Source organism: Bifidobacterium margollesii, assembly GCF_002860355.1.
GTDB lineage: Bacteria > Actinomycetota > Actinomycetes > Actinomycetales > Bifidobacteriaceae > Galliscardovia > Galliscardovia margollesii.
This window is the reverse complement of sequence record NZ_NMWU01000044.1, coordinates 1-26,763: the sequence shown is the minus strand read 5'-3', so window position 1 is coordinate 26,763 and position 26,763 is coordinate 1. Positions and strand designations below refer to the sequence as shown.

19 protein-coding genes, 1 tRNA gene and 2 pseudogenes are annotated in these 26,763 nt (G+C 60.8%); 10 read left to right on the top strand and 12 right to left on the bottom strand.

All coding sequences use genetic code 11. The features are described 5' to 3' along the window. Positions 1-577: transposase (locus Uis1B_RS10565; protein ID WP_165782705.1), on the top strand; the 577-nt coding region annotated here is incomplete at its 5' end. Between the two features lie 686 nt (positions 578-1,263). Here the strand turns inward: Uis1B_RS10565 and Uis1B_RS10560 are convergent. Together Uis1B_RS10560 and rfbB are read right to left on the bottom strand one after the other, a co-directional pair. Further along, a complete protein-coding gene (locus tag Uis1B_RS10560; RefSeq protein ID WP_101618131.1) occupies positions 1,264-2,718 on the bottom strand; it encodes a sugar nucleotide-binding protein in 1,455 nt (484 codons plus the stop codon). A gap of 6 nt (positions 2,719-2,724) precedes the next feature. Next, the gene (rfbB, locus tag Uis1B_RS10555) at positions 2,725-3,744 is read right to left on the bottom strand and encodes a dTDP-glucose 4,6-dehydratase (RefSeq protein ID WP_101618127.1); all 1,020 of its coding nucleotides are present in this window, start codon (positions 3,742-3,744) and stop codon (positions 2,725-2,727) included. Between the two features lie 172 nt (positions 3,745-3,916). Between rfbB and purF the strand changes: the two genes are divergently transcribed. The 3 genes from purF to purD all read left to right on the top strand — a co-directional run bounded on the left by purF (position 3,917) and on the right by purD (position 7,880). Beyond that, positions 3,917-5,422 (top strand): amidophosphoribosyltransferase, encoded by a 1,506-nt coding sequence (gene purF / locus Uis1B_RS10550; protein WP_101618126.1) that lies wholly within the window; start codon positions 3,917-3,919, stop codon positions 5,420-5,422. Between the two features lie 74 nt (positions 5,423-5,496). After that, positions 5,497-6,546 (top strand): phosphoribosylformylglycinamidine cyclo-ligase, encoded by a 1,050-nt coding sequence (gene purM / locus Uis1B_RS10545; protein WP_101618143.1) that lies wholly within the window; start codon positions 5,497-5,499, stop codon positions 6,544-6,546. Positions 6,547-6,602: 56 nt separating this feature from the next. Continuing rightward, a complete protein-coding gene (gene purD, locus Uis1B_RS10540; RefSeq protein ID WP_101618124.1) occupies positions 6,603-7,880 on the top strand; it encodes a phosphoribosylamine--glycine ligase in 1,278 nt (425 codons plus the stop codon). 510 nt (positions 7,881-8,390) lie between these two features. Here purD and Uis1B_RS10535 read toward each other — a convergent pair. From Uis1B_RS10535 to nrdD, 8 genes and pseudogenes are all read right to left on the bottom strand, one after another. Continuing rightward, positions 8,391-9,542: a toxic anion resistance protein gene (locus tag Uis1B_RS10535; protein ID WP_243390353.1), complete on the bottom strand. Its 1,152-nt coding sequence runs from the start codon at positions 9,540-9,542 to the stop codon at positions 8,391-8,393. Positions 9,543-9,620: 78 nt separating this feature from the next. Continuing rightward, positions 9,621-10,715, bottom strand: a complete 1,095-nt coding sequence (locus Uis1B_RS10530; protein ID WP_101618121.1) for a substrate-binding domain-containing protein — start codon at positions 10,713-10,715, stop codon at positions 9,621-9,623. Next, entirely contained in the window at positions 10,712-11,557 is an 846-nt protein-coding gene (locus tag Uis1B_RS10525) for a 5-bromo-4-chloroindolyl phosphate hydrolysis family protein (RefSeq protein WP_101618119.1), read from the bottom strand. The genes Uis1B_RS10530 and Uis1B_RS10525 overlap by 4 nt, the downstream gene beginning before the upstream one ends. After that, positions 11,557-13,329 carry a vWA domain-containing protein gene (locus tag Uis1B_RS10520; protein ID WP_243390352.1) on the bottom strand — a complete coding sequence of 591 codons (1,773 nt, stop codon included), beginning with the start codon at positions 13,327-13,329 and terminating at the stop codon, positions 11,557-11,559. The genes Uis1B_RS10525 and Uis1B_RS10520 overlap by 1 nt, the downstream gene beginning before the upstream one ends. A gap of 236 nt (positions 13,330-13,565) precedes the next feature. Beyond that, positions 13,566-15,107 (bottom strand): annotated as a pseudogene (locus Uis1B_RS12595) (activase); the annotation flags it as partial. Positions 15,108-15,836: 729 nt separating this feature from the next. Continuing rightward, positions 15,837-18,623: pseudogene (locus Uis1B_RS12590) on the bottom strand (acyl-CoA dehydratase activase); the annotation flags it as partial. A 225-nt stretch (positions 18,624-18,848) separates the two neighbouring features. Beyond that, on the bottom strand, positions 18,849-19,568 hold the full coding sequence (gene nrdG, locus Uis1B_RS10510; protein ID WP_165782864.1) for an anaerobic ribonucleoside-triphosphate reductase activating protein: 720 nt from the start codon (positions 19,566-19,568) through the stop codon (positions 18,849-18,851). 165 nt (positions 19,569-19,733) lie between these two features. Continuing rightward, the gene (nrdD, locus tag Uis1B_RS10505; protein ID WP_101618137.1) at positions 19,734-22,124 is read right to left on the bottom strand and encodes an anaerobic ribonucleoside-triphosphate reductase; all 2,391 of its coding nucleotides are present in this window, start codon (positions 22,122-22,124) and stop codon (positions 19,734-19,736) included. A 543-nt stretch (positions 22,125-22,667) separates the two neighbouring features. Between nrdD and xseA the strand changes: the two genes are divergently transcribed. Together xseA and Uis1B_RS10495 are read left to right on the top strand one after the other, a co-directional pair. Beyond that, entirely contained in the window at positions 22,668-23,966 is a 1,299-nt protein-coding gene (gene xseA, locus Uis1B_RS10500; RefSeq protein WP_101618113.1) for an exodeoxyribonuclease VII large subunit, read from the top strand. 107 nt (positions 23,967-24,073) lie between these two features. Beyond that, positions 24,074-24,391 carry an exodeoxyribonuclease VII small subunit gene (locus Uis1B_RS10495; protein WP_101618111.1) on the top strand — a complete coding sequence of 106 codons (318 nt, stop codon included), beginning with the start codon at positions 24,074-24,076 and terminating at the stop codon, positions 24,389-24,391. Positions 24,392-24,400: 9 nt separating this feature from the next. Here the strand turns inward: Uis1B_RS10495 and Uis1B_RS10490 are convergent, their stop codons facing one another. Beyond that, positions 24,401-25,444, bottom strand: coding sequence for an endonuclease/exonuclease/phosphatase family protein (locus Uis1B_RS10490; protein WP_243390351.1), 1,044 nt, complete (start codon positions 25,442-25,444; stop codon positions 24,401-24,403). A 177-nt stretch (positions 25,445-25,621) separates the two neighbouring features. On the opposite strand from Uis1B_RS10490, the gene Uis1B_RS10485 reads away from it, so the two are divergent. Beyond that, positions 25,622-25,694 (top strand) — tRNA-Arg (locus tag Uis1B_RS10485). On the opposite strand, the gene Uis1B_RS12585 is transcribed toward Uis1B_RS10485, so the two are convergent. Beyond that, positions 25,656-26,030: a helix-turn-helix domain-containing protein gene (locus Uis1B_RS12585; RefSeq protein ID WP_101618133.1), complete on the bottom strand. Its 375-nt coding sequence runs from the start codon at positions 26,028-26,030 to the stop codon at positions 25,656-25,658. The two genes, Uis1B_RS10485 and Uis1B_RS12585, sit on opposite strands and share 39 nt — an antisense overlap. Positions 26,031-26,158: 128 nt before the next feature. Between Uis1B_RS12585 and Uis1B_RS10475 the strand changes: the two genes are divergently transcribed. From Uis1B_RS10475 to Uis1B_RS10470, 3 genes are all read left to right on the top strand, one after another. Beyond that, on the top strand, positions 26,159-26,392 hold the full coding sequence (locus Uis1B_RS10475) for an XRE family transcriptional regulator (protein ID WP_243390350.1): 234 nt from the start codon (positions 26,159-26,161) through the stop codon (positions 26,390-26,392). Then, positions 26,392-26,568 carry a hypothetical protein gene (locus tag Uis1B_RS12085; protein ID WP_165782863.1) on the top strand — a complete coding sequence of 59 codons (177 nt, stop codon included), beginning with the start codon at positions 26,392-26,394 and terminating at the stop codon, positions 26,566-26,568. Before Uis1B_RS10475 ends, Uis1B_RS12085 begins: the two co-directional genes overlap by 1 nt. After that, positions 26,561-26,763: hypothetical protein (locus Uis1B_RS10470; protein WP_133124925.1), on the top strand; the 203-nt coding region annotated here is incomplete at its 3' end. The genes Uis1B_RS12085 and Uis1B_RS10470, both read left to right, overlap by 8 nt.

The window sequence follows — 26,763 nt, the reverse complement described above, 5'->3', positions numbered from 1 at the left end:
GCGCGAATGGTGCCCGGACGCGCAGCGCGTGCTCGACGGCTTCCACATCGTCTCCTGGATGAGCGACGCGCTCGACCAGGTCAGGAAACGCCTCTGGAACCAGGCCAGACGCGAAGGCGACGAGGAGACCACGAAACGCATGCGCGGCGTCAGGTACGCGGTCCTGAAGAACCCCGACCATCTCACCGGACGGCAGGACGAATCCCTCACCGCGTTGGGGAACACGGATCCCAGGGGACAGCTCTACCGCGCATGGCGGCTCAAGGAACTCCTGCGCAACCTGCTCAGACACCCCATCGAACAGGCCCGCGGAGAGCTCAAACACTGGGTATTCTGGGCGTCCCACAGCCGCATCCCCGAGATCGTCGAACTCTCCAGGAAGATCAGGAGACGCCGGCCCGACATCCTGCGCACGATCGAGCTCGGCTACTCCAACGCCAGGCTCGAGGCGTTCAACAACCGCATCAAGGTCACCATCCGCATGGCCTACGGCTTCCACCACGTGAACAACCTCATCAGCTTCGTCATGCTCAGATGCGGCGGCCTCGACATCCGACTGCCGGAGCCCACCAACTAACCCACGAAAACAACAGAAGCCTCAAAGTTATACTGTTCTCCGGCTCCGGGATACCTATCGGCTGCTGCACCACTATCGCATGCGGGTAATTTCATCGAATTGTTTGCTTTGTCGATGAGCGATTGATGACCGGAGCACGACCAATCATTCAGTATCTCCGAAGGAAGAAGATCTCCCCTGGCCGGAATTTGACCATGAGCGACCGACCACGCGTATCCCATGTGGGTTTGTTCGTCAAGAGGGGAATAGGTCCCCCCGTATGAGATTTGTGCGGTTGCATAATAACTGGCAGGCAAAACAACTAGTATCAGCAAGGATACCAAAAAAGATTTGATTCTCTTCGATGAGAAATGCAAAAGTACCTCTCCTTTTTTATACCGAAAAGACACGGAAGTTGTTCCTTGAATACGAACTCATGATAATACAGTGACTACCGGCGCTTAGGACAAGATCATGCAGCACTGCCATATTTCATACGAGACTGGATTCAATTGGCAAGCGCAACACCCATACCGGAGATACAACTCCACAGCACAACGCCGGTGTTCACTCGCGTACTTCGACATGGCCCACCTCCCGGAACCTCTAGTCCAAGAAAACGACACCGCCCTGGAGGTACAGAAAAATATAATCATATGGCAAGCGGCTCTTCCCCCACAGGAATGAGAAGAGCCGTTTGCAATGCGTTACTTCGCCAGTTCCTTGGCCACGTACGCCTTGAGGGATTCCTCCCAGTCGGCGGGCGTGTAGCCGGCGGCCTCGATCTTGGCGAGGTTGAGGGCGCTGTGCACCGGACGCGGGCTGATCGGTTCCTTCGCATTGGCGAAGTACTCGGCGGTGGAGATCGGCTTGACCTTGTCGCCGTTGCCGTTGGTCTGCTCGAACACGGCGGCGGCGATCTCGGCCCAGTTCTTCACCACGCCGGAACCGGTGAGGTTGTAGGTGCCGTACGGAGCCTTGCCGTCAAGCAGCGCGAAGATGGCACCGGCCATGTCCTTGGTGAACGTGAGTCGGCCGAACTGATCGTCGACCACGGTCACATGATCGAGCGGGTCATCGGCATCGGCCACACGGTCGGACAGCGCCATCATGGTCTTGACGAAGTTATGGCCTTCACCGATCACCCAGCTGGAACGCAGGATGTAGTGCTGCGGCGCATTCGCCACGGCGATGTCGCCGGCGGCCTTGGTCTGACCGTACACGCCGAGCGGCGCGAACGCCTCGGTTTCATCATGTTCCTCGGCGGCACCGTCGAACACGTAGTCGGAGCTGATGTGCACCAGCGTGAGATTGTGCTCCTTGGCCACCTTGGCGAGCAGGGCGGGACCCTGTGCATTGGCCTTCCACGCGATCGGACGCCCTTCGGCGGTCTCGGCCTTGTCGACGGCCGTGAAGGCGCCGGCATTGATGATCGTGCCGTACAGGCTCCAATCGTACTTGTCGTACGCCGCGGGATCGGAGAAATCGAACTCATCGATGTCGGTGTATTCGAATCCCTGCAGATCATGCGCTTCGGCGTATTCGCGGATCGCGTGGCCAAGCTGGCCGTTGCATCCGGTCACCAAAGTCCTCTTCGGAGCCATCGGCTTGGCGTCCTTGAGCATCGGATGATGCAGGTCGGCCTCGCTGCGCTCGGATTCCTCCAGCGGAATCGGCCACTGGATATTGAGCTCCGGGTCGGCGAGGTTCACGAACGTGTAGGTCTTCTTCTGTTCGAGCGACCAGTGGGCGTTCACCAGATACGTGTACGCGGTGCCGTCCTCGAGCGCCTGGAAGCTGTTGCCCACGCCGCGGGGCACGTAGATCGCACGGCTCGGGTCGAGACGGGTGGTGAACACCTCGCCGAACGTATCGCCGGGACGCAGATCCACCCATGCGCCGAAGATCTCGCCGGTGGCGATGGAGATGTACTTGTCCCACGGCTCGGCGTGAATGCCACGGGTCACGCCCTTCTTCGCGTTGAAGGAGATGTTGTTCTGCACCGGGCCGAAGTCAGGCAGGCCGAGGGCCGTCATCTTGGCGCGCTGCCAGTTCTCCTTGAACCAGCCGCGGTTGTCGCCGTGAACCGGCAGGTCGAACACCAGAAGACCGGGGATGTTGGTCTTCGTGACCTTCAGTTCCTTCTCGAATTCAAATGCCATGACGAATCACTGTCCCTGCTGCTTGTACTTGGCTTCGGTGGCAGCCTTGGCCGGCTCCCACCAGGCACGGTTCTCGGTGTACCAGGCGATGGTCTTCTCCAGACCCTTCTGGAAATCGGTATGCGTCGGCTTCCAACCCAGCTCGGTCTGCAGCTTGGTGGAATCGATGGCGTAGCGGCGATCGTGACCCGGACGATCCTTCACCCAATCGAAATCGTCGCGATCCTTGCCCATCACCTCGAGGATGTCACGCAGCACGGTGATGTTGTTGCACTCGCCGTTCGCGCCGATCAGGTAGGTCTCGCCGATGCGGCCCTTGGTGAGGATGGTCCACACGGCGGAGGAATGATCCTCGGTGTGGATCCAGTCGCGCACGTTCCTGCCGTCGCCATACAGCTTCGGACGCAGGCCGTCGAGGATGTTGGTGATCTGACGGGGGATGAACTTCTCCACATGCTGGTACGGACCGTAGTTGTTCGAGCAGTTGGAGATGGTCATGCGCACGCCGAACGTACGATGCCAGGCGCGCACCAGCAGATCGGAGCTGGCCTTGGTGGAGCTGTACGGGCTGGACGGATGGTAGGGGGTCTCCTCCGTGAACTTGGCCGGATCATCGAGCGCGAGATCGCCATAGACCTCGTCGGTGCTCACATGGTGGTAGCGAACATCGTACTTGCGGGCGGCCTCGAGCAGACGGAACGTGCCCTCGACGTTGGTCTTGAGGAACGGTTCCGGATTGGCGATGGAGTTGTCGTTGTGCGATTCGGCGGCGTAGTGCACGATGGCGTCATGGCCGGGAACAAGCCTGTCGAGCAGCTCGGCATCGCAGATGTTGCCGTGGACGAATTCGACGCGATCGCCGAGAATGGCCTTGATGTTCTCAAGGTTGCCGGCGTAGGTGAGGGCGTCCAGCACGGTGATGTGCACATCGGGATGATTGTTGTACACATAGTGCACGAAGTTGGAGCCGATGAAGCCGCAGCCACCGGTCACGATGATGTTCTTCGGAGAGAATGCTTCAGTCATACGCCCCATCGTAACCAATGGGGGGAACTTTGTCCGAAGGTCTTTTCAGGTGACGAACCGGCGATGAACATGCGGTGAACGGCGGGAACACACGTTGTAGTATCCCGTTGATACGCTGAAGGGCGGTATTATCCCCGTTTTCCTGATACACGTATTTAAGGAGTCATCTGGCATGTCAGCTGAGCTGGAAGACATTCACGAGGAGTGCGGCGTCTTCGGTGTCTGGGGCCATCCGGACGCGGCGCGTCTCACCTATTTCGGCCTGCACGCATTGCAGCATCGCGGTCAGGAGGGAGCCGGCATCGTCTCGAACGACAACGGCCACCTGATCGGGCATCGCGGTCTGGGCCTGCTCACCCAGGTGTTCGGAGACGAACGCGAGATCGAACGTCTCAAGGGAGACAAGGCCATCGGCCACGTACGCTACGCGACGGCCGGCAGCGGCACCACCGACAACATCCAGCCGTTCATCTTCCGATTCCACGACGGCGACATGGCCCTCGGGCACAACGGCAACCTGACCAACTGCACCAGTCTGCGCCGAAAGCTGGAGGACGAAGGCGCGATCTTCCACTCCAATTCGGACACCGAAGTGCTCATGCACCTGATCCGACGGTCGAACCAGCCCACCTTCATGGACAAGCTCAAGGAGGCGCTCAACACCGTTCACGGCGGTTTCGCCTACATGATCATGACCGAGAACGCCATGATCGGCGCGCTCGATCCGAACGGGTTCCGACCGCTCTCCCTCGGCCGCATGAAGAACGGCGCCTATGTGCTCGCCTCGGAGACCTGCGCGCTCGACATCGTCGGCGCGGAGCTGGTGCGCGACATCCGCCCCGGTGAAATCGTGGTGGTGAACGACGACGGCTACCGGATCGACACCTACACCGACAAAACCCAGCTGGCCATCTGTTCGATGGAGTTCATCTACTTCGCACGTCCGGATTCCAACATCTACGGCGTGAACGTGCATTCCGCCCGCAAGCGCATGGGCGCCAGACTCGCCCAGGAGGCCCCCGCCGACGCCGACATGGTGATCGGCGTGCCCAACTCCTCGCTCTCCGCCGCCTCCGGATACGCCGAAACGCTCGGACTGCCCAACGAAATGGGTCTGATCAAGAACCAGTATGTGGCCCGCACGTTCATCCAGCCCACGCAGGAGCTGCGAGAGCAGGGCGTGCGCATGAAGCTTTCCGCCGTCCGGGGCGTGGTCAAGGGCAAGAAGGTCGCCGTGATCGACGATTCCATCGTGCGCGGCACCACCTCGAAGCGCATCGTGCAGCTGCTCAAGGAGGCCGGCGCGGCCGAGGTGCATATGCGCATCAGTTCGCCGCCGCTGAAGTACCCGTGCTTCTACGGCATCGACATCTCCACCACCAAGGAACTCATCGCCGGCAAGAAGAGCGTGGAGGAGATCCGCGAGTTCATCGGCGCCGACTCGCTGGCCTATCTGAGTCTTGACGGTCTGGTCGAATCCATCGGTCTCGGCGCGGACGCCCCCTACGGCGGCTTGTGCGTCGCCTACTTCAACGGCGACTATCCCACCGCGCTCGACGATTACGAGCAGGACTTCCTCAAGTCGCTCACGCCGGAGGATCGCGTCAAGCTCCCCCGATTCGCCCTTGACAAGAGTCGCTACGAAGGTAACGAGTACTCCTGCCAGCACACTCTATAATCGATACCGATCAACAGCACTACAGCAAATAGGAAACTCAGTCGATGCCCAGACATCGACAGGAAAGGTTCATCATGCCCCAAGCGTACGAAAACGCCGGAGTCAGCGTCGAAGCCGGATACGAAGTCGTCAACCGCATCAAGTCCCATGTGGCCCGCACCGACCGCCCCGGAACCATCGGCGGCATCGGCGGTTTCGGCGGACTGTTCGATCTTGCTTCGCTCGGGTACCGCGAGCCCGTGCTGGTTTCCGGCACCGACGGCGTCGGCACCAAGCTGATGGTGGCCAAGATGGCCGGCGTGCACAACACCATCGGTCAGGATTGCGTGGCCATGTGCGTCAACGACATTCTCGCCCAAGGCGCCGAACCCCTGTTCTTCCTCGACTACATCGCCTGCGGCAAGAACGATCCCGCCCTGCTGGAGCAGGTGGTGGCCGGAGTGGCCGACGGATGCGTGCAGGCAGGCGCGGCCATCGTGGGCGGCGAAACCGCCGAAATGCCCGACATGTATGATCCCGACGAATACGATCTGGCCGGTTTCACCGTGGGCGTGGTGGAAAAGAGCCGCATCATCGACGGTTCGGCCATCGCCGAAGGCGACGTGCTGATCGGACTGCCGAGCTCCGGCCTGCACTCCAACGGATTCTCACTGGTACGCAAGATCCTGTTCAAGGATCATGACTACACCGTGGACACCAAGCTGCCCGAACTGGGGGGAGAAACGCTGGGAGAGGAGCTGCTCAAGCCCACCCGCATCTACGCGAAGGCCCTCAAGCCGCTGTTCTCGAAGGACCTGCTGCACGGCGTCGCCCACATCACCGGCGGAGCGTTCGTGGAGAAGGTGCCGCGCATCATTCCCGAGGGTCTGGCCGCCTCCTTCGACGTCGACGCATGGCAGGTGCCGCCGATCTTCCGCGTACTGCAGCAGCTCGGCAACATCGATGACACCGAGATCTACAACATCTTCAACATGGGCATCGGCATGGTGCTGGTCGTCGACCCGAGCAAGGTCGACGAGACCAAGGCCACGCTGGAAGCCGAAAACGAACCGTACTACATGGTCGGCAGGATCGTGAAGGACAACGGCGAACGCGTCGAGCTGCATCACGGCGGCGTGCTCTGATCCGTCGGTTCCACATCACGGCACTTGAATCATCAAGGAAAGGAACAACGAACATCATGGGACAGAAGGTTCTGGTCGTCGGATCGGGCGCGCGAGAACACACCATCGCCCACACCCTGCTCAAAGGCTCCAGCGTCGACGATGTCTACGTGGCTCCGGGCAACCCAGGCATGGCATCGGATGGCATCCACGTCGTGCAGCTGAGTGAATCCAACCATGCCGCACTGGTCGACTTCGCCGTGCAGAACGACATCGATTGGGTGTTCGTCGGCCCCGAAGTCCCGCTCATCGAAGGACTGGTCGACGATTTCGCCGCATCCGACATCCCCGCCTTCGGACCGAACAGGAAAGCCGCACAGATCGAAGGATCGAAGACCTTCGCCAAGGAACTGATGCAGCGTCACGGCGTGCCGACCGCCACCTACGCCACATTCACCGATTTCGATAAGGCCAGGGACTACGTGCATGCGCAGGGCGCGCCGATCGTGATCAAGGCCGATGGTCTCGCCGCCGGCAAGGGCGTCACCGTGGCCATGACCGAAGAGGAGGCCATCAAGGCCCTGGAGGAGATCTTCCTCGACCACCGTTTCGGCGCGGCCGGCGCATCCGTCGTCATCGAGGAGTTCCTCGAAGGTCAGGAATTCTCCCTGATGAGCTTCGTTCGCGGCAAAGAATTCTGGACCATGCCGATCTCCCAGGATCACAAGCGTGCCTACGACGACGACAAAGGCCCCAACACCGGCGGCATGGGCGCCTATAGTCCGGTTCCGCAGATCGCCCAGTCCGTCATCGACGAAGCCATCGAGAACATCGTCCGTCCCGTCACCGCAGCCATGGTCGACGAAGGCACGCCCTTCAACGGCATCCTGTACGCCGGACTCATCGCCACCGCCGACGGCCCCAAGGTCATTGAATTCAACGCCCGGTTCGGCGACCCCGAAACCGAAGTCGTTCTCCCCAAGCTCACCTCTGATCTCGGTGCAGGCATCTGGGCCCTCCTCAATGGCGGCACCCCCGAATTCACTTGGGACGACAACCGCGCCACCCTCGGCGTCGTTCTGGCATCCGATGGCTACCCCACCCATGTGATCAAAGGCGCCAAGGTCCCCCACTTCCCCATCGATGACCCCGACACCCACATCTACTATGCCGGCGTCACCACCACCGGCGAGCTTGGCGACCAGCTGATCGCCAACTCCGGTCGCGTCATGCTCGTCGAAACCACCGCCGACACCCTGCAGGCCGCGCAGGACAAGGTGTACGAGATCATCGACTCGGTGGATACGACGGGACTGTTTTATCGCCACGACATCGGCGCCAAGGCGCTGAGGTGAGATAATGGAGTGTTTTCTGCGTTGCGAGAGGATCGACGTACCCTCGTACGCCTTCACCTCCCACGCCTTGAAACCGCACGCATTATCTCACCTCAGCAGCACGGAGTAACGGAGTATCCGCTGCGTTATTTCGCTTCAGGGAAACGGCTGGATCTTGCAGCTGTCATCTAGATAAGCAAGGTGGCGTGTGTCATTCCGATCATTTGGAAGGACACACGCCACCTTCTTTTTCACCTCATCCGGTCGGCTTCGCCGACCACCTTCCCCTCAAGGGGAAGGTAAGAGAAAAAACCACTTCGCCGACCACCTTCTCCGCAAGAGTGGACGGCCTACGGCCGCGGCTTTTCCGCTCGCCTGTCAGCGAGCCCTCGCCTAAAAACGCCTCCGGCATTTTCTTCACGGCTCAGCCTCAAAAGGACGGCAAGAGAAAACGGTGTTTTCCAGGCTTCCCCCTTTGGGGGAAGCTGGCGGCGTCAGCCGACTGATGAGGGCGAGCAAAGCCCGGGAACATTACCGCCCGAGACTCTGGGCGTTCTCGATCAGAGCGGTCTTCAGATCGCTTTCCAGCTGGCGCATCTTCGTTTCGGCGGCAGCACGGTTCGCCTTGCCTTCCTGCTGGATCTGCACGGTCTCCTTCAACGTGGAGATCAGCTCGGCATTCACCTTCTCCAACGTCTCGATGTCCACCACCGAACGCTGGTTCGCCTTCTCCGCATCCACGGCGCCCTGATGCAGCGCACGGGCGTTGCGTTCCAGCAGCTTGTTCGTCACATCATCGGTCTTCTTCTGCAGGTCAAGCGCCTGACGCTGGTTCTCCAGACCAAGCGCGATCACCATCTGACTCTTCCACACCGGGATCGTGGTGGAGATCGTCGTGTCGATCTTGTCGCACACCATCTGATCGGCATTCTGAATGATCTTGATCTGCGGGGCGGTCTGCAGGCAGATCACGCTGACCCTGTCGAGATCATCAAGCCTCTTGGCGAAACGCTCCAGCTTGCTCTTGAAGTCGCTGAGCACCTGCGCCTGCATCGGATCGCCACTGGCCTGGGCCTCGGCCTCCAGCTTCGGCAGCTGGTTGGCGTTGAAATCATCCAATGCCTTCTTGCCGGCAAGCACCGTGATCTTCAGCTCACGATACTGTTCGGCGTTACGGTCGTACATCGTGTTGAACAGGGAGATATCGGAAACCAGCTGAGTCTGGGAGCGCTCCAGCTTCCCGATGATGTCGTCGATCTGCGTGGAAACCTTCTCGTACCGGCGACGCAGCTTGTTGATGTTCACCGCCACGGTACCGATGATCGGAATGCGCTTGACCGCACCCAGCTCGGCCTCATCCACCGTGACGAGCAACCCCTGCAGCAACTCTCCTGCCTCGCCCACGTCCTTCGAACGGGTACGGGAGAGAATATCGTCGGCGAACGTGGAGGTGGCGCGCTGCACATCCTTGCCGTAGCTGGATTCGATGCCGTCCCGGGTCAGATCAAGCGAGTTCGCCATCTGCTCCACTCGGGCACGATCGGCCTCGGGCAGCTTGGCCAGCTGCGCTGCCGGCGAGGAATCCTGCGCCGCCTCCTCAATCATCGAATTCGTCGTTCCCCCTGTCGCCAGATCGGCGGACGTCTTCGATCCGGCCAGATCACTCAGGCTGATTTCCTTCATTGTCGTTCCTTTCCTGTCATTGCCGGATCATCCCACCGGCGGCCGTTGCAGTACCGCCGAGCATGCCGGAATCACCGTTTATTTACCGGACAGCACGTTGAGCAGCTTCTGCATCGCATCGTTGTTGGGCAGCTCGCTCACCGCCGGAATCTGGTCCACCGTGCCGGAGACACCGAATCGTTTGATCGGATCGGTACCCACGTAGTTCGCGGATCGGAAACCATGATGCTCCCACGCGAACTTCTGCACGTCCTGACTTTTGAGCAGGTCAAGCAGCTTCTCACCCTTGGCGTCCAACGGAATCAGCATATGCGTGGACCATACGGTCGGCGTGGGATACACGAGGACGATGTCGCTCTTCACCTGCTTCCACGCATCGGGCTGGTTGACGGCCAGATCGAGGATCTGGCTTTCATAGCCGACCATCATCGGCTTGGAACCGACACCCAGCGTGAGGAACTGGTTGAAACTGTCTTCCGAGCTGGTCTCCATCCACCCCGACTTGTCAAAGATGGCCTTGATCGACGCACGATCACGATCGATCGATGCGGAAGTGGCGGGCTGCCCGCCGTTGAGCACCGTCGCCACCAGAGCCGCATACTCGTTGCCGGAGTTCGATTTCACCGGATCGGTGGAATCGATCCGGAACTGTCCGTATCCTGCCGACCAACCCACATCGGCCCATGTCTTGTTGGCCTTCATCGCGTTGACGGCCTTGGCCATGTCCATGTGGTACACGTCGCCGTCCTTGCTCATCAGCCCCGTTTTGACCAACCCGTCGGCCACCTGACGATGGGTGTACAGCACGATCGGCGAGTTGAACACGATGTCCGCACGGGACGTGTCTATGCCCTTGGCCTTGCCGTATTCGACGGCCGCCTTGGATGACGGGAAGAGGTAGTCCATGTCCTTGCGATCGGCCTCCATCATCGACAGCGACCCCGCCTTGCGATAATCGACGTTCATGCCATGCGATGCGGCGAGCTTGGTGAACTCGCCGTCTTCGAACAGACTGATCTTCTCGCCGCCCAGATATCCGGTCACGCTTTGCGTTTCGACCGGCGTGGGGGCGTTCTGCGTCTGCCAGTTACGGAACACGACCGTGCCGCCGATGATCAGCACCACGGCAAGCAATGCGGCCAGACCGACGACCTTCGACTTCGATATGTTCATGCTTGGTTCCCGTCCTTTCCCTCTTCACGAACCCCATACGACCCATAATCCGGCGATTCGTAACCGACCGACCGATAACCGCCCGACCCATGTCCGTTCGACTCGTGTCCGTTCGGCCCGTGGCCGGTCGACCGATAATCGGTCGTCAGCCGATCGGCATGCCTTAATCGGACGGAAGGACCCGAAGAGCCAGAAACCTGAGAGCCTGAGGCCGAAGAGCTCGGACCCGGTTCGTCAGCGGAATAGCCGTCCATGCTCGCCAGACGGACGATGGCGTCGGAATCGGCGGAAAGAGCGAGTCGCTTGGCCTCCACGGCGTGGGAAAGCTCGCCGGCCGCGGTTTTCTCCAACACCTGCAGTGCCTCGATGGTCTCCCCCTTGGCCCGCATGGTCTGATCGGCCGCACCGGCGTGTTCGACGTCCACATAGCCGCGCAACAGCTTCAGACTCTGACCGCCATACACGTTGATGAAATGCCGCAGCGTGTCATACGACGAAGGATTGGCCTCGACGAACCGAATCAGCGCCTCGGTGGCCACCACGATGTCGTCGGCCTCCTTGCGAACCTGCGGATCAAGGGTTCTGGCGATCAGCCGCTGCAGATCGGCCACGCACGATCTGGCCTGATCGAGCGTGTCGGCCGCCTGCTGGCCGTTGGGAATGGCGGAGGCGAGCAGGTGACCGATCTTACGTTCGGGCGCGGTCAGATAGCTCACCCCCACGTATCCGAGCACGGCCACCACGACGGAGACCCCAAGGCCGATAAGGTCTCCCCCACTGATCCAGAACGTCAGGCCGGCCAAGGCAAGGCCGGCCACAAAGGCGAGTAGCGTACTCACCATCAGTTGAATCCCTTCACTTCACGGAACACGGAGGCGAGATCCTCGCTGCGGCCATCGAACACCTTCGCGTTGGACAGCGAAGCGAGTTCATTGAGCTGGGAAGGATCGGCGTCGCCGAACATGATCGAGAAGATCGGTATGTCTTTGTCGTTCGCACGATACTGCTGAGTGAACGCGTTCTTTTCGCCGGTCTGAGACTGACCGTCGGTCATGAGCACGATGGCTGTGGTGTACGCACTGGTATCGGACGGCATGTTCTGCAATGCCAGTTCAAGGCCTTTGTAGATGTCGGTGCCACCCAGGGTTTCGGTGGCCGATCCCTGGCTGAGCAGCTCCGCGGTGTTCGAACCGGTGGTCTTGGCGGCGACGTTCGCTTCGCTGGAGAACGGGATGAGGATGTTCACGTCCTTGGCTCCCGGTTCGATGCGCGCCTGCCGGGCCTGAGAGGGGTTCAGCGCGGCGTTGAGTCCACGGACCACGCCTTCCTTGCCGGCCCCGTACATGGATCCGGAGTAGTCGACCACCCACACCGTCCAGCTCGGCTTGCGCAGCATGGTCTGGTACACGTTGAGCGACCGGCTGATCACGTCGGCCGAGGGCATGGGGATGGTCTTGAGCGTTTCGGCACTGGTATTGATGCCCCACTCGCCGCGGAACGACTGCTTCACCTTGTCGTCCGACGCATTGGTGAGCGTGCCGCCGAGTCCGGTTCTCCGGCCTGCCCGCTCGAACAGCAGCTTGGAATCCTTGGAATGCAGGGCGTCACTGAATTTGCCGTAGGCATCGTCGAGCTTCTGTCCACGGTCCACGTAGCCCAAAGGGGAATCGGAGACCGCGATGCCATCCGAGGGATACACGGCGAGCAGCGGATCTTTACCCTTCGCCGTGAGCGCCTTGTCGGCCTGGATCACCAGCGACTCATAGTTGACCATCGCGTCGAAGCGGTTCGGATTGGCCACCACCATGTCCTTGAGCCAGTCGCTCGACCCACTGGAACGGTCCACGCCGGACAGGAGGGTCTGCACGTTCGCCTGAACGTTGGCGTTGTTGAGATCGGACGCGGTGATGGCCCGGTCGGTGCCGGCCATGGCGGTGAGGAACGCCAGATAGGCGGAGGCGCCGGAGTTGGACTGCGTGGCCGAGGTCATGGAGAAGGCGAGCTTCTTCGACTTCACCGCGGCGATGATGTCCTTGGTGCTCACGGATTTGGTCTTGCCGGAATCATCGGCCCAGCCGAGCTTCACGGCCTTGGATTTGGCGATGCCGAACACCACCGGGGTGGTGGATGTGCTGTTCGCGTCCTTGACGACGTGCTTCGCATCTCCCATGCTGATCCACATCGACGACGCCGGCCATACGGCATCGTAGCTGCGACCACCCGCCTGCAGCACCTTCATGATGTCGAGCGAGCCCATGTAGTCGATGGTCACGGCAACCTTGGAATCATCGACGGCCTTCTGAATGGCGGCCGATACCTCCTTGTTCTCCGAACCGGAGGCGATCTTCAGCGTGGCGGTGGCCGACCCCTCGGCCGGCTTGTACTGTTCGGTCTTGCCGTTGTTGGTGACGGCAGGCTTGGCCGACGACGTCGGATCGTAGTTGGAGGTGTCGGTTCCACCGGATGCTGTTTGCGTGGACTGGGATTCGCCTCCTGCACAGCCCGCGAGCGCCATGGCCATGGCCAGCACCACTGCCAGCGCCGCAACCGCCCGGGATCTCACCGTTCTTACCGCACCACGCACCGTTCGTTTCGTCCGCAACGCCTGAACCATCGCATCTCCCGTTGTTCGTTCCCGCCTCGCCGCTTCTGCCGAAGCGTCCGTTGCCCGGTGTCGTCTGCGGCCCGCGGGATGTTTGTATACCCATTGTCCGGCAACGATTCAACCCCGCGGCATGCGAAAAATGAACACCGAGTGAACTTCGGTTTACGTATGAAAGTCAGCTACGTAGTACTAGCGTCCCACTCCGATTTTATGAACATCCCAAGCTCCTTCAGACTATACGCGGACTACGCGGCCTCGGAAAGATTCGGGGACTGACTCCCCTCGCCGCCGACCTGTCCGTTCGCCTGATTGCGCACGTCGCTGGCCGCCTCGCTGGCCCGCTTCTTGGCCTCGGCCTGCTTGGCCGCCGAGATCATGAGTTTGATGCGGTTGAGCTGATTCGCCTCGGAGGCGCCGGGATCGTAGTCGATGGAGACGATGTTCGCCTCGGGATGCTGACGGCGGATCTCACCGAACATGCCTCGACCGGTCACATGGTTCGGCAGGCAGGCGAACGGCTGGGCGCACACCACGTTCGGGGCGCCGGATTCGATGAGCTCCAGGATCTCGGCGGTCAGCAGCCATCCTTCGCCGGCCTGAACGCCCACGGAAGTGACCTCGGCGGCCTTCTTCACGAGTTCGGGCATCGGCAGATCCTGCTGGAACTTGCCGTGAGCCAGATCGATGGCCCGCCGTACCGGGTTCAGATAGCGGTCGAGTCCCCAGCGCATCACGGCGTACAGGGCCTTGTTGCCGCCGGTGCCGAGATTGCGTTCGTTCCAATCGGTGATGTACGGCCGGGTCGTCATGAACTCCATGATGCCGGGCACCACGGCCTCGCAACCCTGGGATTCGATCACATCGACCACATGGTTGTTGGCATCGGGCTGATACTTGACGAGGATCTCACCGACTACGCCCACGCGCGGCTTGCGCGGCACGTCGCGCAGCGGCAGCGCGTCGAAGCTTCTCACGATCCGCCTGAGCATCACGGGGTACGGCAGATAGCCTTTGCCGATGCGCTTTCTGGCCGTCTTGGAGTATCCATGATGCTCGATGGCCTCCCGGACGATCGTGTCCCACATTTCGTACAGCTCATTCGCGGATCCCGGCGTCTGCTCGTACGGTCGCACGCGCATCAGGCACTTGAGCAGCAGGTCACCGATGATCAGTGCCTTGACCGCACGGTGCAGCAACGCGGGGGTCGGCGTGAATCCGGGGTTGGATTCCAAGCCCTGCGTACTCAGCGCGATCACGGGGATCTGCGGGTAACCGGCGTCCACCAAAGCCTTGCGGATCAGACCGAAATAGTTGGTGGCACGGCACATGCCGCCGGTCTGGGTGATGGCCAGAGCCACCTTGTCGGGATCGTACTTGCCTTCGATGATGGCGTTCACCAGCTGCCCGATCACCATGATGGCCGGATAGCAGGCGTCGTTGTTCACGTATTTGAGGCCGATCTCGACGTCCTCGCGGCTGGCCACCTTGAGGATGTCGAACTTGTAGCCGCCGGAACGGATCACCGATTCGATGAGCGACATGTGGATCGGGCTCATCTGCGGGGCCACGATCGTGTAATCCTTCTTCATCGACTTGCCGAAGGGGATCTTGTTCGCGTACTTCGACATCGTGGCCGTGTTGTGTCCGCTCCTGCCGTTGCCGTCCTTGACCCGGTTTCCGCCTTTCGCGGCGGCCTTGAGCTTCGGATTGCCTTCCATCACCGAGTCGAGCAGCACCTGCCGGCCGGGAGTGGGCGCCGCGGAGCCGGTCTTGCGGAAGCCCGACGTCGAAGGCCGGGCACCGGCGGTTCTGGCACCGATGGTGTTGGCCCCGGCGGTCTGGGCATCAAGATCGATCGTGTAGGGGTTCTTCACGAATCCGGCCCGCAGATTGACGGGCAGATCGTCCGCGTTCACAGGACCCGTCGCTGTCACGGAACCCGATCGTGCGACGCCAAGTTGGGCCTGTGCATCCTTCAGCTGACGCATGGCCGCATCCACCTTGGCCTGAGCTTCGGCCACGCGGGCTTCGGCGGCGGCACGACGGGCCTTCTCCTCGCGCAGCTTGTTGGCCTCGCGCTCCTCCACGGCCGCCTTGAGCGAGCGCAGACGGATCTTGGCTGCACCGAGGTTGGAGACCTCGTCGATCTTGAGCAGCGTGTACACGTCGGCCTTGTCGGCAAGGATCTCGGCCACCTGATCGGTGGTGATGGCGTCGAGACCGCAGCCGAAGGAGTTGAGCTGCACGAGTTCCAGACCCGGGTACGAGGCGACGAAATGCGCGGCCGCGTACAGACGGGAGTGGTACGCCCACTGGTTGGTCACACGCAGCGGCATGCGGGTCACCTTGCGGTCTCCGACATGACGGAATCCGGAGGAGTCCTTGGCCTTCGGATTCTTCTCGTCCGCGGAAAGGAACTCGGTCAAGTGCAGATCCTCGCCGGGTTGCAGTTCGCATATCGAATCCTCGGACAGCACGACCATGCCCAGAGCGCAGATGGTTTCGGGAATGCCGTGGTTGATCTCCGGATCGATGTGGTAGGGGCGTCCTGCCAGCACGATGCCCCGGCAGTCGTGCTCCTTCATGTACGCGAGCGCGCGCAGACCCTCCTGCTGCACGTCGTGCTTGAACACCTTGTCTTCGGCATACGCGGCCTTGACCGCGATCTCGGCCTCCTCGCGGGTCACGTTGGCCCATGCGAACTCCTCGACGATGCGATCGACCATGAGATCATGCCGGGCGAGGTTGAAGTACGGGCGCATGTATCGGATCGAGGGATCCCTCAGTTCGGGCATGTTCGCACCGATCACCACCGGATAGTTGGCCACCACCGGGCAGTTGTAATGGTTGTCGGTGTTCTCGACGAGGTTCTCCTCATAGCTCACGCACGGGTAGAAGATCGTCTTGATGCCCTTGTTGAGCAGCCACTTGACGTGGCCGTGCACGAGCTTGGCCGGATAGCAGATATTCTCCGATGCGATCGAGTCGATGCCCGTCTCGAACAGTTCGTGGGAGCTGCGTCCGGAGATCATCACCTTGAAGCCGAGGGAGGTGAGCAGCGTGAACCAGAACGGGTAGTTCTCGTACATGTTGAGCACGCGCGGAATGCCGATCTCCCCGCGGGTGGCCTTCTTGTCGGTGAGACGGCGATAGGAGAAGCAACGCTTGTACTTGTATTCGTAGAGGTTCGGACGATCGGATCGCTTCTTGCTGCGGTCGCCGCCGCGTTCGCATCGGTTTCCGGTCACGTATCGCGAACCGTCGGCGAACGTGGTGATGGTGAGCTTGCAGTGGTTCTGGCACAGCTTGCACACGTCACGCTCGGTGGTCATCGAGAGGTTGTCGAGTTCGTCGCCGGAAAGGATCGAAGACGTGGTGTGTTCGACGGCGCCCGCGTGCTCCGGGGATCCGTCGTCGGCCGCGTCGACGTAGTGCATGCGCGCGGTGAGTGCGGCGCCGAACGCGCCCATGAGGCCGGCGATGTTCGGTCGGGTGACCTCTCGCCCGGTGAGCAGTTCGAAGGCTCTCAGCACGGCGTCATTGAGGAAGGTTCCACCCTGCACCACCACGGTGTCGCCGAGCTCTCCGGCATCGCGCAGCTTGATCACCTTGTACAGGGCGTTGCGCACGACGGAGTAGCACAGGCCGGCCGCGATGTTCTCCATCGAGGCGCCTTCCTTCTGCGCCTGCTTGACGGAGGAGTTCATGAACACCGTGCAACGGGAACCCAGATCGACCGGATGGTCGGAGTTGAGCGCGGCCTGCGTGAATTCCTGGATGCTCAGTCCCATGGACTGGGCGAACGTCTGCAGGAACGAACCGCATCCGGAGGAGCATGCCTCGTTGACGGCGATCGAATCGATCACGCCGTCGGTGATGGCCAGATACTTCATGTCCTGTCCGCCGATGTCGATAACGGCGGTCACGCCGGGACTCACCATTTCGGCACCACGGTAATGGGCCATGGTCTCCACCACGCCCTCATCGAGATGCAGACCGGTGGTGATCAGGCCCTCGCCGTAGCCGGTGGCGCAGGATCGTGCGATCCAGGCGCCTTCCGGCAGTTCGTTCTGAATCTGCTTGACGATGCTGACGGCTGCCGTCAGCGGGCTGCCTTCGTTGTTCGCATAGCTCGACCATACGATCTCGCGATCATCGTTCACCAGTGTGGCCTTGATGGTCGTGGAACCCGCGTCGATGCCTAGGAAGTGGGGGCCCTTCGCCCCTTCGAGGTTGCCGATGTGGATGTGCTCGCGGTGATGGCGTTCGTTGAACGCCTCGCGATCGGCCTCGGTGTCGAACAGCGGAGGCATGGTGGGCGTGTTGCTGGGCAGGTTCTTCAGTTCGTCCAGCGATTGGATGATCTGACCGCAGGTGCGAGGAACATAGCGTTTCGCATCCTCCTCGCTGTCGGCGTTGGAGCTGTCCGCGGCGAGCAGCGCGGCCCCGTAGGCCACATACAGGTGGGCCTCTTCGGGAAGGATGAACTCCCTGACCCTGTCCTTGAGTGCCCGACGGAACGCCTCCCGCAGTTCGGAGAGGAAGAACAGCGGACCGCCGAGGAAGATCACATTGCCTCGGATGGGCCGTCCGGACGACAGACCGGCGATGGTCTGCGTGGCCACTGCGGTGAAGATGGATGCGGCCAGATCGGGTTTGGCCGCACCGTCGTTGATCAGCGGCTGAAGATCGGATTTGGCGAACACACCGCACCGGGACGCGATGGGATACAGCGTCTGGTATTCCTTGGCCATGTCGTTGAGGCCGGAGGCATCGGTGTCGAGCAGCGTGGCCATCTGATCGATGAACGCACCGGTGCCGCCGGCGCAGGAGCCGTTCATGCGCTGCTCCGGCGTCGGCTTGAGATACGTGATCTTCGCGTCCTCACCACCAAGCTCGATGATCACGTCGGCCTGAGGATACTTCCTGTCGATGGCCACCGTTTCGGCGATGACCTCCTGCACAAACGGCACATGCATGTTGTCGGCCAGCGCCAGGCCGCCCGACCCGGTGATGGCCAGCTGCACGGGCTCGTCGCCCCTGCCGTATTCCTCGAGCTTCTTCCTGATGTCGATCACCAGACCGGACACCGTGGCACGCACGTTCGCATGGTGGCGTCGATAGTCGGAGAACAGAATCCGCTGGCCGGGCGCGGCCAATGCAGACGTTTCCGCTCGTTCGTCGGAATTCTCGATATCAGCGGTCCCCCGCCCGCTTTCACGATCCAGCACGACGGCCTTCACCGTCGTCGATCCGATATCCAGACCGATTCTGATGCAGTCGTTCGCGTTCAATTCCGGCATACCTCATCCTTCACATTCACGGCGTGCAACCCTAGCACCTAGGCCTCGACCACTCAGCACCCATCACGCTTATCCTCTTCGAATCGTAGTCGAACCCCCACCGTAATCAGCCTGCGATATCGTGGTGTATCGCACATTTCGGCGCTTGGCGTACCGACGCTCAACATTTGTTGGTTTTTAGTTGAAAAACGGTTGAGCGGCGGTTGGTCGACGACTGGTTGGATGTCAGCTTTCCCTTCCCTCGCCTTCGGCGCGGTCCTTGCCGTAGATTTCGGGAATGAATCGCTCCTGATCGTGCAGCTTGGCCCACAGCACGGGCTCCCGAACCTCCAGGGATTTCGGTACGTCCAAAATACGCTGGTTCGAGGAGCCTCGGAACTGCAGGAGGGAATCCCTGCGGCTCTTGATGTATCGTCCGTCCACCAGCACGTCGATCATGCTCAGCAGTTCGAGCTTGTCGGGGGTCTCCCCCGGCCGCATGAGCTCTTCCCAGGTGTATCCGGTCCAGCTCCAGATGTCCTTGTCATGGCCGAATTCGTTTCGGATCCGACGAGCCAGCGGGATCAGGACGGGCGTGTTCAACAGGGGCTCGCCGCCAAGGAACGTGATGCCCTGCACCCACGGCTGGGAAAGATCGTCGATGATGTGGTCCTCCAGTTCGCGGCTGTATTCGAAGCCGGCCTGGAAATCCCAGATGGACGAGTTGAAGCAGTCGTCGCACCGGAACGGGCATCCGGAAACGTAGATCGAGCAGCGGATGCCTTCGCCGTCCGTGACGACGAACCGTTTGTAGTCGGCTATCATTCCGGCGCTCATACGGCGGCCGTCCCATTGGCCGGCCCGCGGATCGTTGGCGAATTCGCTGGGTACGCACGGGCCTCGTCCGGTCTCTCCGGCCGCGTAATCGTGGTGCCGGACCTTCCTCCAGCCTTCGGTTTCGGACATACCGTCTCCTCCCCTCATCGAATGATCAACGCCGAATGATCAACGAAAACGCCTCTCCCGGGCAGGAGAGGCGATAGGTACGGATACCGGTTCGATGATCGACCGGATCATCAGATACGGATCATCAGGCCGATCACCGAACCGGATATCGAACCGGACCGGCGATCACTTGGTCTCTTCGAACCATTCGCGCACGGAACCGTTGTCCAGCGTGACGCGGCCGGTTTCGCCGGACATGTGCTTGACGCGATGCACGATCTCCTCGTGACGGCCGTGCACCATCGGGCGCTGCACCGGGTTACCCAGATATCCGCAGGTGCGCTTGGTCACATTGCACTTGTCAGGGTCGGCGTTGCCGCACTCGGGGCAGCGGAAGCCTTCGTCGGTCGGCTCGAAGTCGCCCTGGTACCCGCATTCGAAGCAATGGTCGATCGGCGTGTTGGTGCCGAGGTAGCCGATGCCGATGTTGTAGGCATAGTCCCACACGGCCTCCAAAGCCTTCGGATTGTCCTGCAGGCAGGGGTACTCGCAGTAGTTGATGAACCCGCCGGAGGCAAGGTACGGGAAGTCCTTCTCGTAGGCCAGCTTCTCCATCGGGGTGGGCTGAAGCCACACCGGGTAGTGGAAGGAGTTGGTGTAGAAGTCGTGATCGGTCACGCCTTCGACCACGCCGAACTTCTCGCGATCCATCCGGTTGAAACGGTCGGTGAGCGATTCGGCCGGCGTGGAGTACACGGAGTAGTGGTATCCCTCGGCGGCGCTCCACTGCTTGCACAGGTCGTTCATGCGCTGCACGATCGAAAGGGCGAACTTCTTGCCGTTCTCGTCCCAGCTGTGATCGGTCATCCAGTCCTTGCCGAAGAACACCGCCGTGGTTTCGTACAGACCGATGTAGCCGAGCGAAACGGTGGCGCGTCCGTTCTTGTACAGGGTGTCGACGCTGTCGGTGGCCTTCAGGCGGCCGAACGCACCATAGCGGTACAGCGTGGGGGCGTTGACCGGGGTGGCCTGCTTGCACCGCATGATGCGGAACTGTAGTGCCTGATGGGCCACTTCCATACGCTGGTTGAACAGCTTCCAGAAACGATTCACGTCGCCGTGGGATTCCAGCGCGATGCGCGGCACGTTCACGGAGACCACGCCGAGGTTCATGCGACCGTCGGTCACGTCCTTGCCGGTCTTCGGGTCCTTCCAGCCCTGCAGGAAGGAACGGCATCCCATCGGAGCCTTGAAGGAGCCGGTGATCTTCACGATGTTCTCGTAGAACACCACGTCGGGGTACATGCGCTTGGTGGCCGATTCGAGCGCCAGCTGCTTGATGTCGTAGTTGGGATCGGACGGCTGGGCGTTCACGCCCTTCTTGATGGTGAAGACCAGCTTCGGGAAGATGGCGGTGTGACGATCCTTGCCGAGGCCGCGGATGCGGTTGAGCAGGATCGCGCGCTGGATCTCGCGGGCGAACCAGCTGGTGCCGAGACCGAAACCGACGGTGACGAACGGGGTCTGTCCGTTGGAGACGCGGTTGGAGTTGATCTGGTACTCCATGGTCTGCATGGCGTCGTAGATGGCCTTGCGGGTCATGATCTTGGCGTAGATCTCGCGCAGCTGTTCCAGCTCGGGCAGATCCTCGTCGAACGCGGTGTCGGCGGGCAGCGGATCACGGTTCTCGAAGTGCAGCCACTTGGGCTCCTGAGCCTTGAGGCCGGCGATCATGGCCTCGGCCACGGCGATCGGAGTGCTGTCGGGGATCATGGCTTCGGCCATGGCGAGGTTCTTCGCATAGTCGCGCCTGGCGTACGGTTCAAGCATCTCGTCGCAACGGTTGACGGTCTGGCCGCCGTACTGGCATCCGGCGATGTCCTTGATGATCTGGGTGATCTGGGTGGCCGCGGTGCCGATGGACTTCGGGGAATCCATCATCGCATTGCCGAGCGCGAAGCCGTGCGCCAGCATGTCGCCGAAGTCCGGCAGGGAGCAGTTGCTCATAGCGGTGAACGGCGAATAGTCGGCGTCATGGAAGTGGATGTCGCCCTTCATGTGGGCGTTGGAGACCACTTCGGGCAGCATGGAGAACGCCGAGGCCTTGGAGACCGCGCCGGCGAGCAGATCGCGCTGGGTGGCGTAGACGTTCGAATCCTTGTTGGCGTTTTCGCGCACCAACGCCTCGTCCTTGTTCATCAGTCGCTTGACCGCCTCGTTGATGTCGGTGGCCTTGGCGCGTTCGATGTCCTTGTTCAGGCGGTAGTTGGTGTAGGTACGAGCCACCTCGTACAGGTGCTCGTCGATCAGGGCATGCTCGACGAGGTTCTGGATCTCCCCGATCTTGGCCGGACCGGTGTAGCGGTCCTTGATCTCGCCCTCCACACGGTTGGCGATGTCGCGGATGGTCTGCTCCTCTTCGGGACCGACCTTCTTGTCGAGATCGGAATAGGCGGCCTCCACGGCGTTGATGATGTTGACGGGATCGAAATCCACGACTCGACCGTCGCGCTTCTCGACAAGTACGGCATCGGTGGCAGCATCCTTCTTCACGGTCTGCGGCTCGAGAACCTGCATGCTCATCCAGCACCCTCCTGTGACTTCAACTTCACGAACTTCTGCTTCAACGACTTCACGAGGCCGTTCCAAGTCAGGGCCTCAACAGCTAGCCCATAGAACAATATAGGAGATCGACCACAATATCTAGTTCGATTCTTGCAAACCAGAAGTATATCTAGTGGTTTTTGGCGTAATCATGCGGAAAAATGACATGCATGTCATTTTCTGCTGGCGTGTCGCCGCAGGCATGACCATCCGGACCACGAAGACACGAAGATAGCCGTACATTCGGACGATCGATGCGGATGTGAGTTGCGTCACTACGATTCCGTGGCGCACCGCACATCCGCGCATCCGCGCATCCGCATCGAATCGGCGTCGGGCACGTTGCCGAAGCGACATCGAAGCCCGATACCGGAGCAATGCCATGCGACGACACGAAACAGGTACGGCGACACGAAAAACCGGTAGATATCTCCCTGTTTTGTTCTTCGGCGCAGACAATGGAAGTCAATGGAACCGACACGGGCGATGTCCCGAAGATGACGGAAAGTTGAGCACATGACCGATACGCTTTTCCCGAACGTTCCCCAGCAGGGGCCGGAGCCGGCCAAACCGCTCCCCCGGCTGGCACGGGACACCTCCGCCGACAACCCATGGCCGATAAGCCTGCTGAGCCGCAAATACCATGACGCCGTAGCCAAATGGCCCGGCACCTGGATCGAGGGTCAGATCTCGGAGATCAACACCCGCCGATCCGGTTCCGCCTACCTCACCGTACGAGACAATATCGAGGACATCTCGCTGAGCGTCACCGGGTTCGGCCGGTTCGCCCAGATGGCACGGGAATTCCGCCAGGGCGATCGCGTGGTTCTGCACGGACGTCCGGACGTATGGATGAAGCAGACCCGGCTGAGCTTCATGGGCGACGACATCCGTCGCGTCGGCAAGGGCGATCTGATGGCTCAGATCGAGGAACTGCGACGACGGCTCAAGGGCGAAGGCCTGTTCGACGCCGAGAACAAGGTGCCGATCCCCGAGTTCCCCCATCGGATCGGTCTGATCTGCGCTCCGCACGCACGGGCCGAAGGCGATGTGATCACCAATGCGCGTCTGCGCTGGCCCACCATCGAGTTCACGGTGGTGCATGCGCATGTGCAGGGTCCGAACTGCCCTCCCGACATCGTGGCCGCGATTCGCCGACTGGACGAAGACCCCACCGTGGATGTGATCATCGTGGCGCGCGGCGGAGGCAGCTTCGAGGATCTGATGGGATTCTCGGACGAATCCGTGGTGCGAGCCACAGCGGCATGCGTCACGCCGATCGTCTCGTCGATCGGCCATGAGGACGACTGGACGCTGATCGACCTCGCTGCCGATCTCCGTGCCTCCACTCCCACCGATGCCGCCAAACGCGTGGTACCGGATGTCAACGAGCAGATGGCGATCGTCGATGAGGCACGGCGCCGCATACGGGATCGCATACGATTCCACATTGACGGCGAGCGTCGTCTGGTGGAAGGCTATGCGAATCGCCCCAGCCTCACTCAGCCGCTCACCATGCTCGACCGACCGCAACGGTTCGTGGACGACGCTCGCGGACGATTGGACATCGGCATGCGCCGCATTGTGGATGACGCTTCGCTCACCGTGGAGAAACTGCACGCTTCGCTGACGGCACTCAGCCCGCAATCCACACTTGATCGAGGTTATGCCGTCGTTCAAAACGTTCAGGGGCATGTGGTCGTCGATTCGTCGCAGGTGCAGCCCGGAGACGGATTGACGGTGACCCTGAGGCGAGGCCGCATCAGCACCACCGTCGCCAATATCGACAGCGGCTCTGACGACGGTACTGTTTAGTGCATAGCGCTCAGGCGCTCACATACGACAGATTGAACATACTTGAACATATAGGCAACCACATAGGCGGCGCATAGTCGCCGCATCGAATGTCAAGGAGCATCACGATGACCGATACGAACAACGAACAGAACGCAACGAACAACGAACAGAAGTCAAGCATTCCGACGCTCAGCCAGAAGGAGCTGGACCGGATCAACGCACTGAGCTATGAGGAAGCACGGGATCAGCTGATCAAGGCCGTGCAGGCGCTTGAGGCCGGCGGCCTTGATCTCGATTCCTCAATGCGACAGTGGCAGCTTGGCGAGGCATTGGCGAGGCGAGCACAGACGCTATTGGACGATGTGCGCGCCCAGCTCGACAAGGCACAGGCCGATCAGGCCAGCGCCAGCGTGACGGCCGGCACCCAGTCCAATCTGGAGTGAAGCGCACCGTCATTCCACATACAGCGTATCGATCAGAGCCGCATGATCCGAACCGCTGATCCGATGCACGGTCAGCCCATCGGATTTCAGACTCCGATCGATCACGATGTGATCGATGGCAACCAATCTTGGAGACCAGCTGCGGTTCGCAGGCCAGGAGAACGTGAATCCGCGCCCCTCCTGGCGTGCGGCGTCCTCGAACCGATCGCCGAGGATATTGCGGAACGGAGCATGATCATAGGTGGAGTTGAAGTCCCCCATGAACACGTAGTTGACTCCCGTATTGGATCGCAGCGCCGAAATCTCATCAAGACTCCGCTTCCACAACGACCAGTATCCGGCGACCGGCGCCGTGGTATGCACGGACACGAATCGCAGAGGCTTGGCGACGCCCCTGATGGACACCGTACCGGACGGCATCTGCGACGCGCTGGAATTGACCTCGTCCTTCGTCGGACCGGCCAACGGCACGGACGACCACAGTCCGTTGCCGTACACTCCGTCTGCATAGGCGGTCTGCGAATAGGGCAGGTACTCCCCCAACCCCGCCTTCTCCAATCGGGCGACGAAATCCTTGGTGGTCTCCTGAAGAGCCAGGACCTGAACCTTCTCGGACTTCACCAACGACACGATCTGATCGGCATCGGCATTGCCTTTATACACGTTGCAGGTCATGACCCTGACCCCAACGGAACCTCCGGAGGATGCGGATCCGGAAGAGGCCACCGACGACGATGACCCGGAGCCGCGCAAATCAAGCCTCACCGAATCGAAGAGGTTGGAGAAGAAGGGAACCTGCCAAAACACCTGCAACGCCAGACACACCACCATCAGCAACGCGACCAATCGGCTTCGCCCCAGCAAAGCCAGCAACAGGGCAACGGCGGCGACAAGAGCGAACCACGGCGTCGCCGCCACGATCACCGGTACATACGGCAACGCGCACCATTCGCTGGGCAGCAGACGGCAGACGGTGCCGGCAATCGCCGCCAGCGCCAATGCGAATGCCGTTGCGCGGCACAGCGCGCGCCTGATCCCATGTTCCCTGCCCACAGCCGATCACTCCCCTGCCATACGCATGTATTCATCCGGACTCATCCATTACCGACGAACGTGGGCCATCATACGCAGGTTCGCGGTGAAGCCACTGTGAAAAGCCATCGACTTCACTGCGAACACACATGTTGCCCCCGCACGAGCAAACCGTGTATTATGGGACGTCGTTGCCTTGCCTCGGTAGCTCAGGGGATAGAGCACCGCTCTCCTAAAGCGGGTGTCGTGCGTTCGAATCGCATCCGGGGCACGAAAACTCGGGGCCTGCCCCGACGAGGAACCGTGGACGGGAATTGCCCGCCGCGGTTTTTTCGTTTCTGTGCATCTGAATCATCAACGAATCATCCATTAAATCAGCGGGCGTAGTCTCCAGAAAATTAGACGTATTCACTAGATCCGGAACGGACCAAGCGCTTTTTCCGCTCAATCTGACCGAAATCGTAGAGCGTGTAACGCCTAGATAATTAGCCAGATCTGTTTGGTTCATATTTTTTGCAGCTAAACGTAATTTCACGTTAAAAGAGATCGTCTTTTCGATATATCCAGCATCCAAATCAGTTTTCGGAGCAATGCTAGTCGCCGTCATTTCATATCCCCTTTAACTTTGTTTCGATTTATTCAACATAAAGTATACCAATCAACTTGCATTGAAGCAAATTCAACAATATAGTGTTGAACGTGATTCAACAAACGGGCATTTTCAAGGACAGTTCGATGAAAGAGTGGTTAACCATAAGAGGTATTACCTACCGACGGCTTGCTTCCGAAATGGGACAGTCCGCTGCGTCTGTCTGCAAAAAAGTCAACGGTGAAGTTGGCTGGAACCGCAATGATCTGAAGTTTCTCAAGCAGCGTTACGGCCTGTCCGCGGATTTCGTGCTCGGTTTCAAGACGGGTGATACCACCACGGGCGAGCTGCCCGCGATCAGGAAGGAGGCGTGTGCGTGATGGCGAAGTTGACGATTCCGTTCAGGATCGCGCGCATGATCCGCGAGGGACGCACGATCGAGCAGATCCACATGGACACCGGCCGGCCGATCCCGATGATCCGCATGATCGCCGCCCAGGTAGAACGCGACGACATGCGCCGCGCCCGGAACGCAAGGGAACGGTCCGATGAGTAGGTCACAGGCCATGACGGGGCGCGGCGGCGGGCCGATCGGCCCGCGGGACACGCCCGGCCGGCTCCTGGCCCTGTGCCTGTGCCGGATCGCGTACGCGACGGGCATGCTCGCCGGCATCACGATCGCCCGCGACGGACTGGACTCGGTCATCACGACGGTCGGCCCGGCCGCGGACACGCTCACCACGGGCGCGGC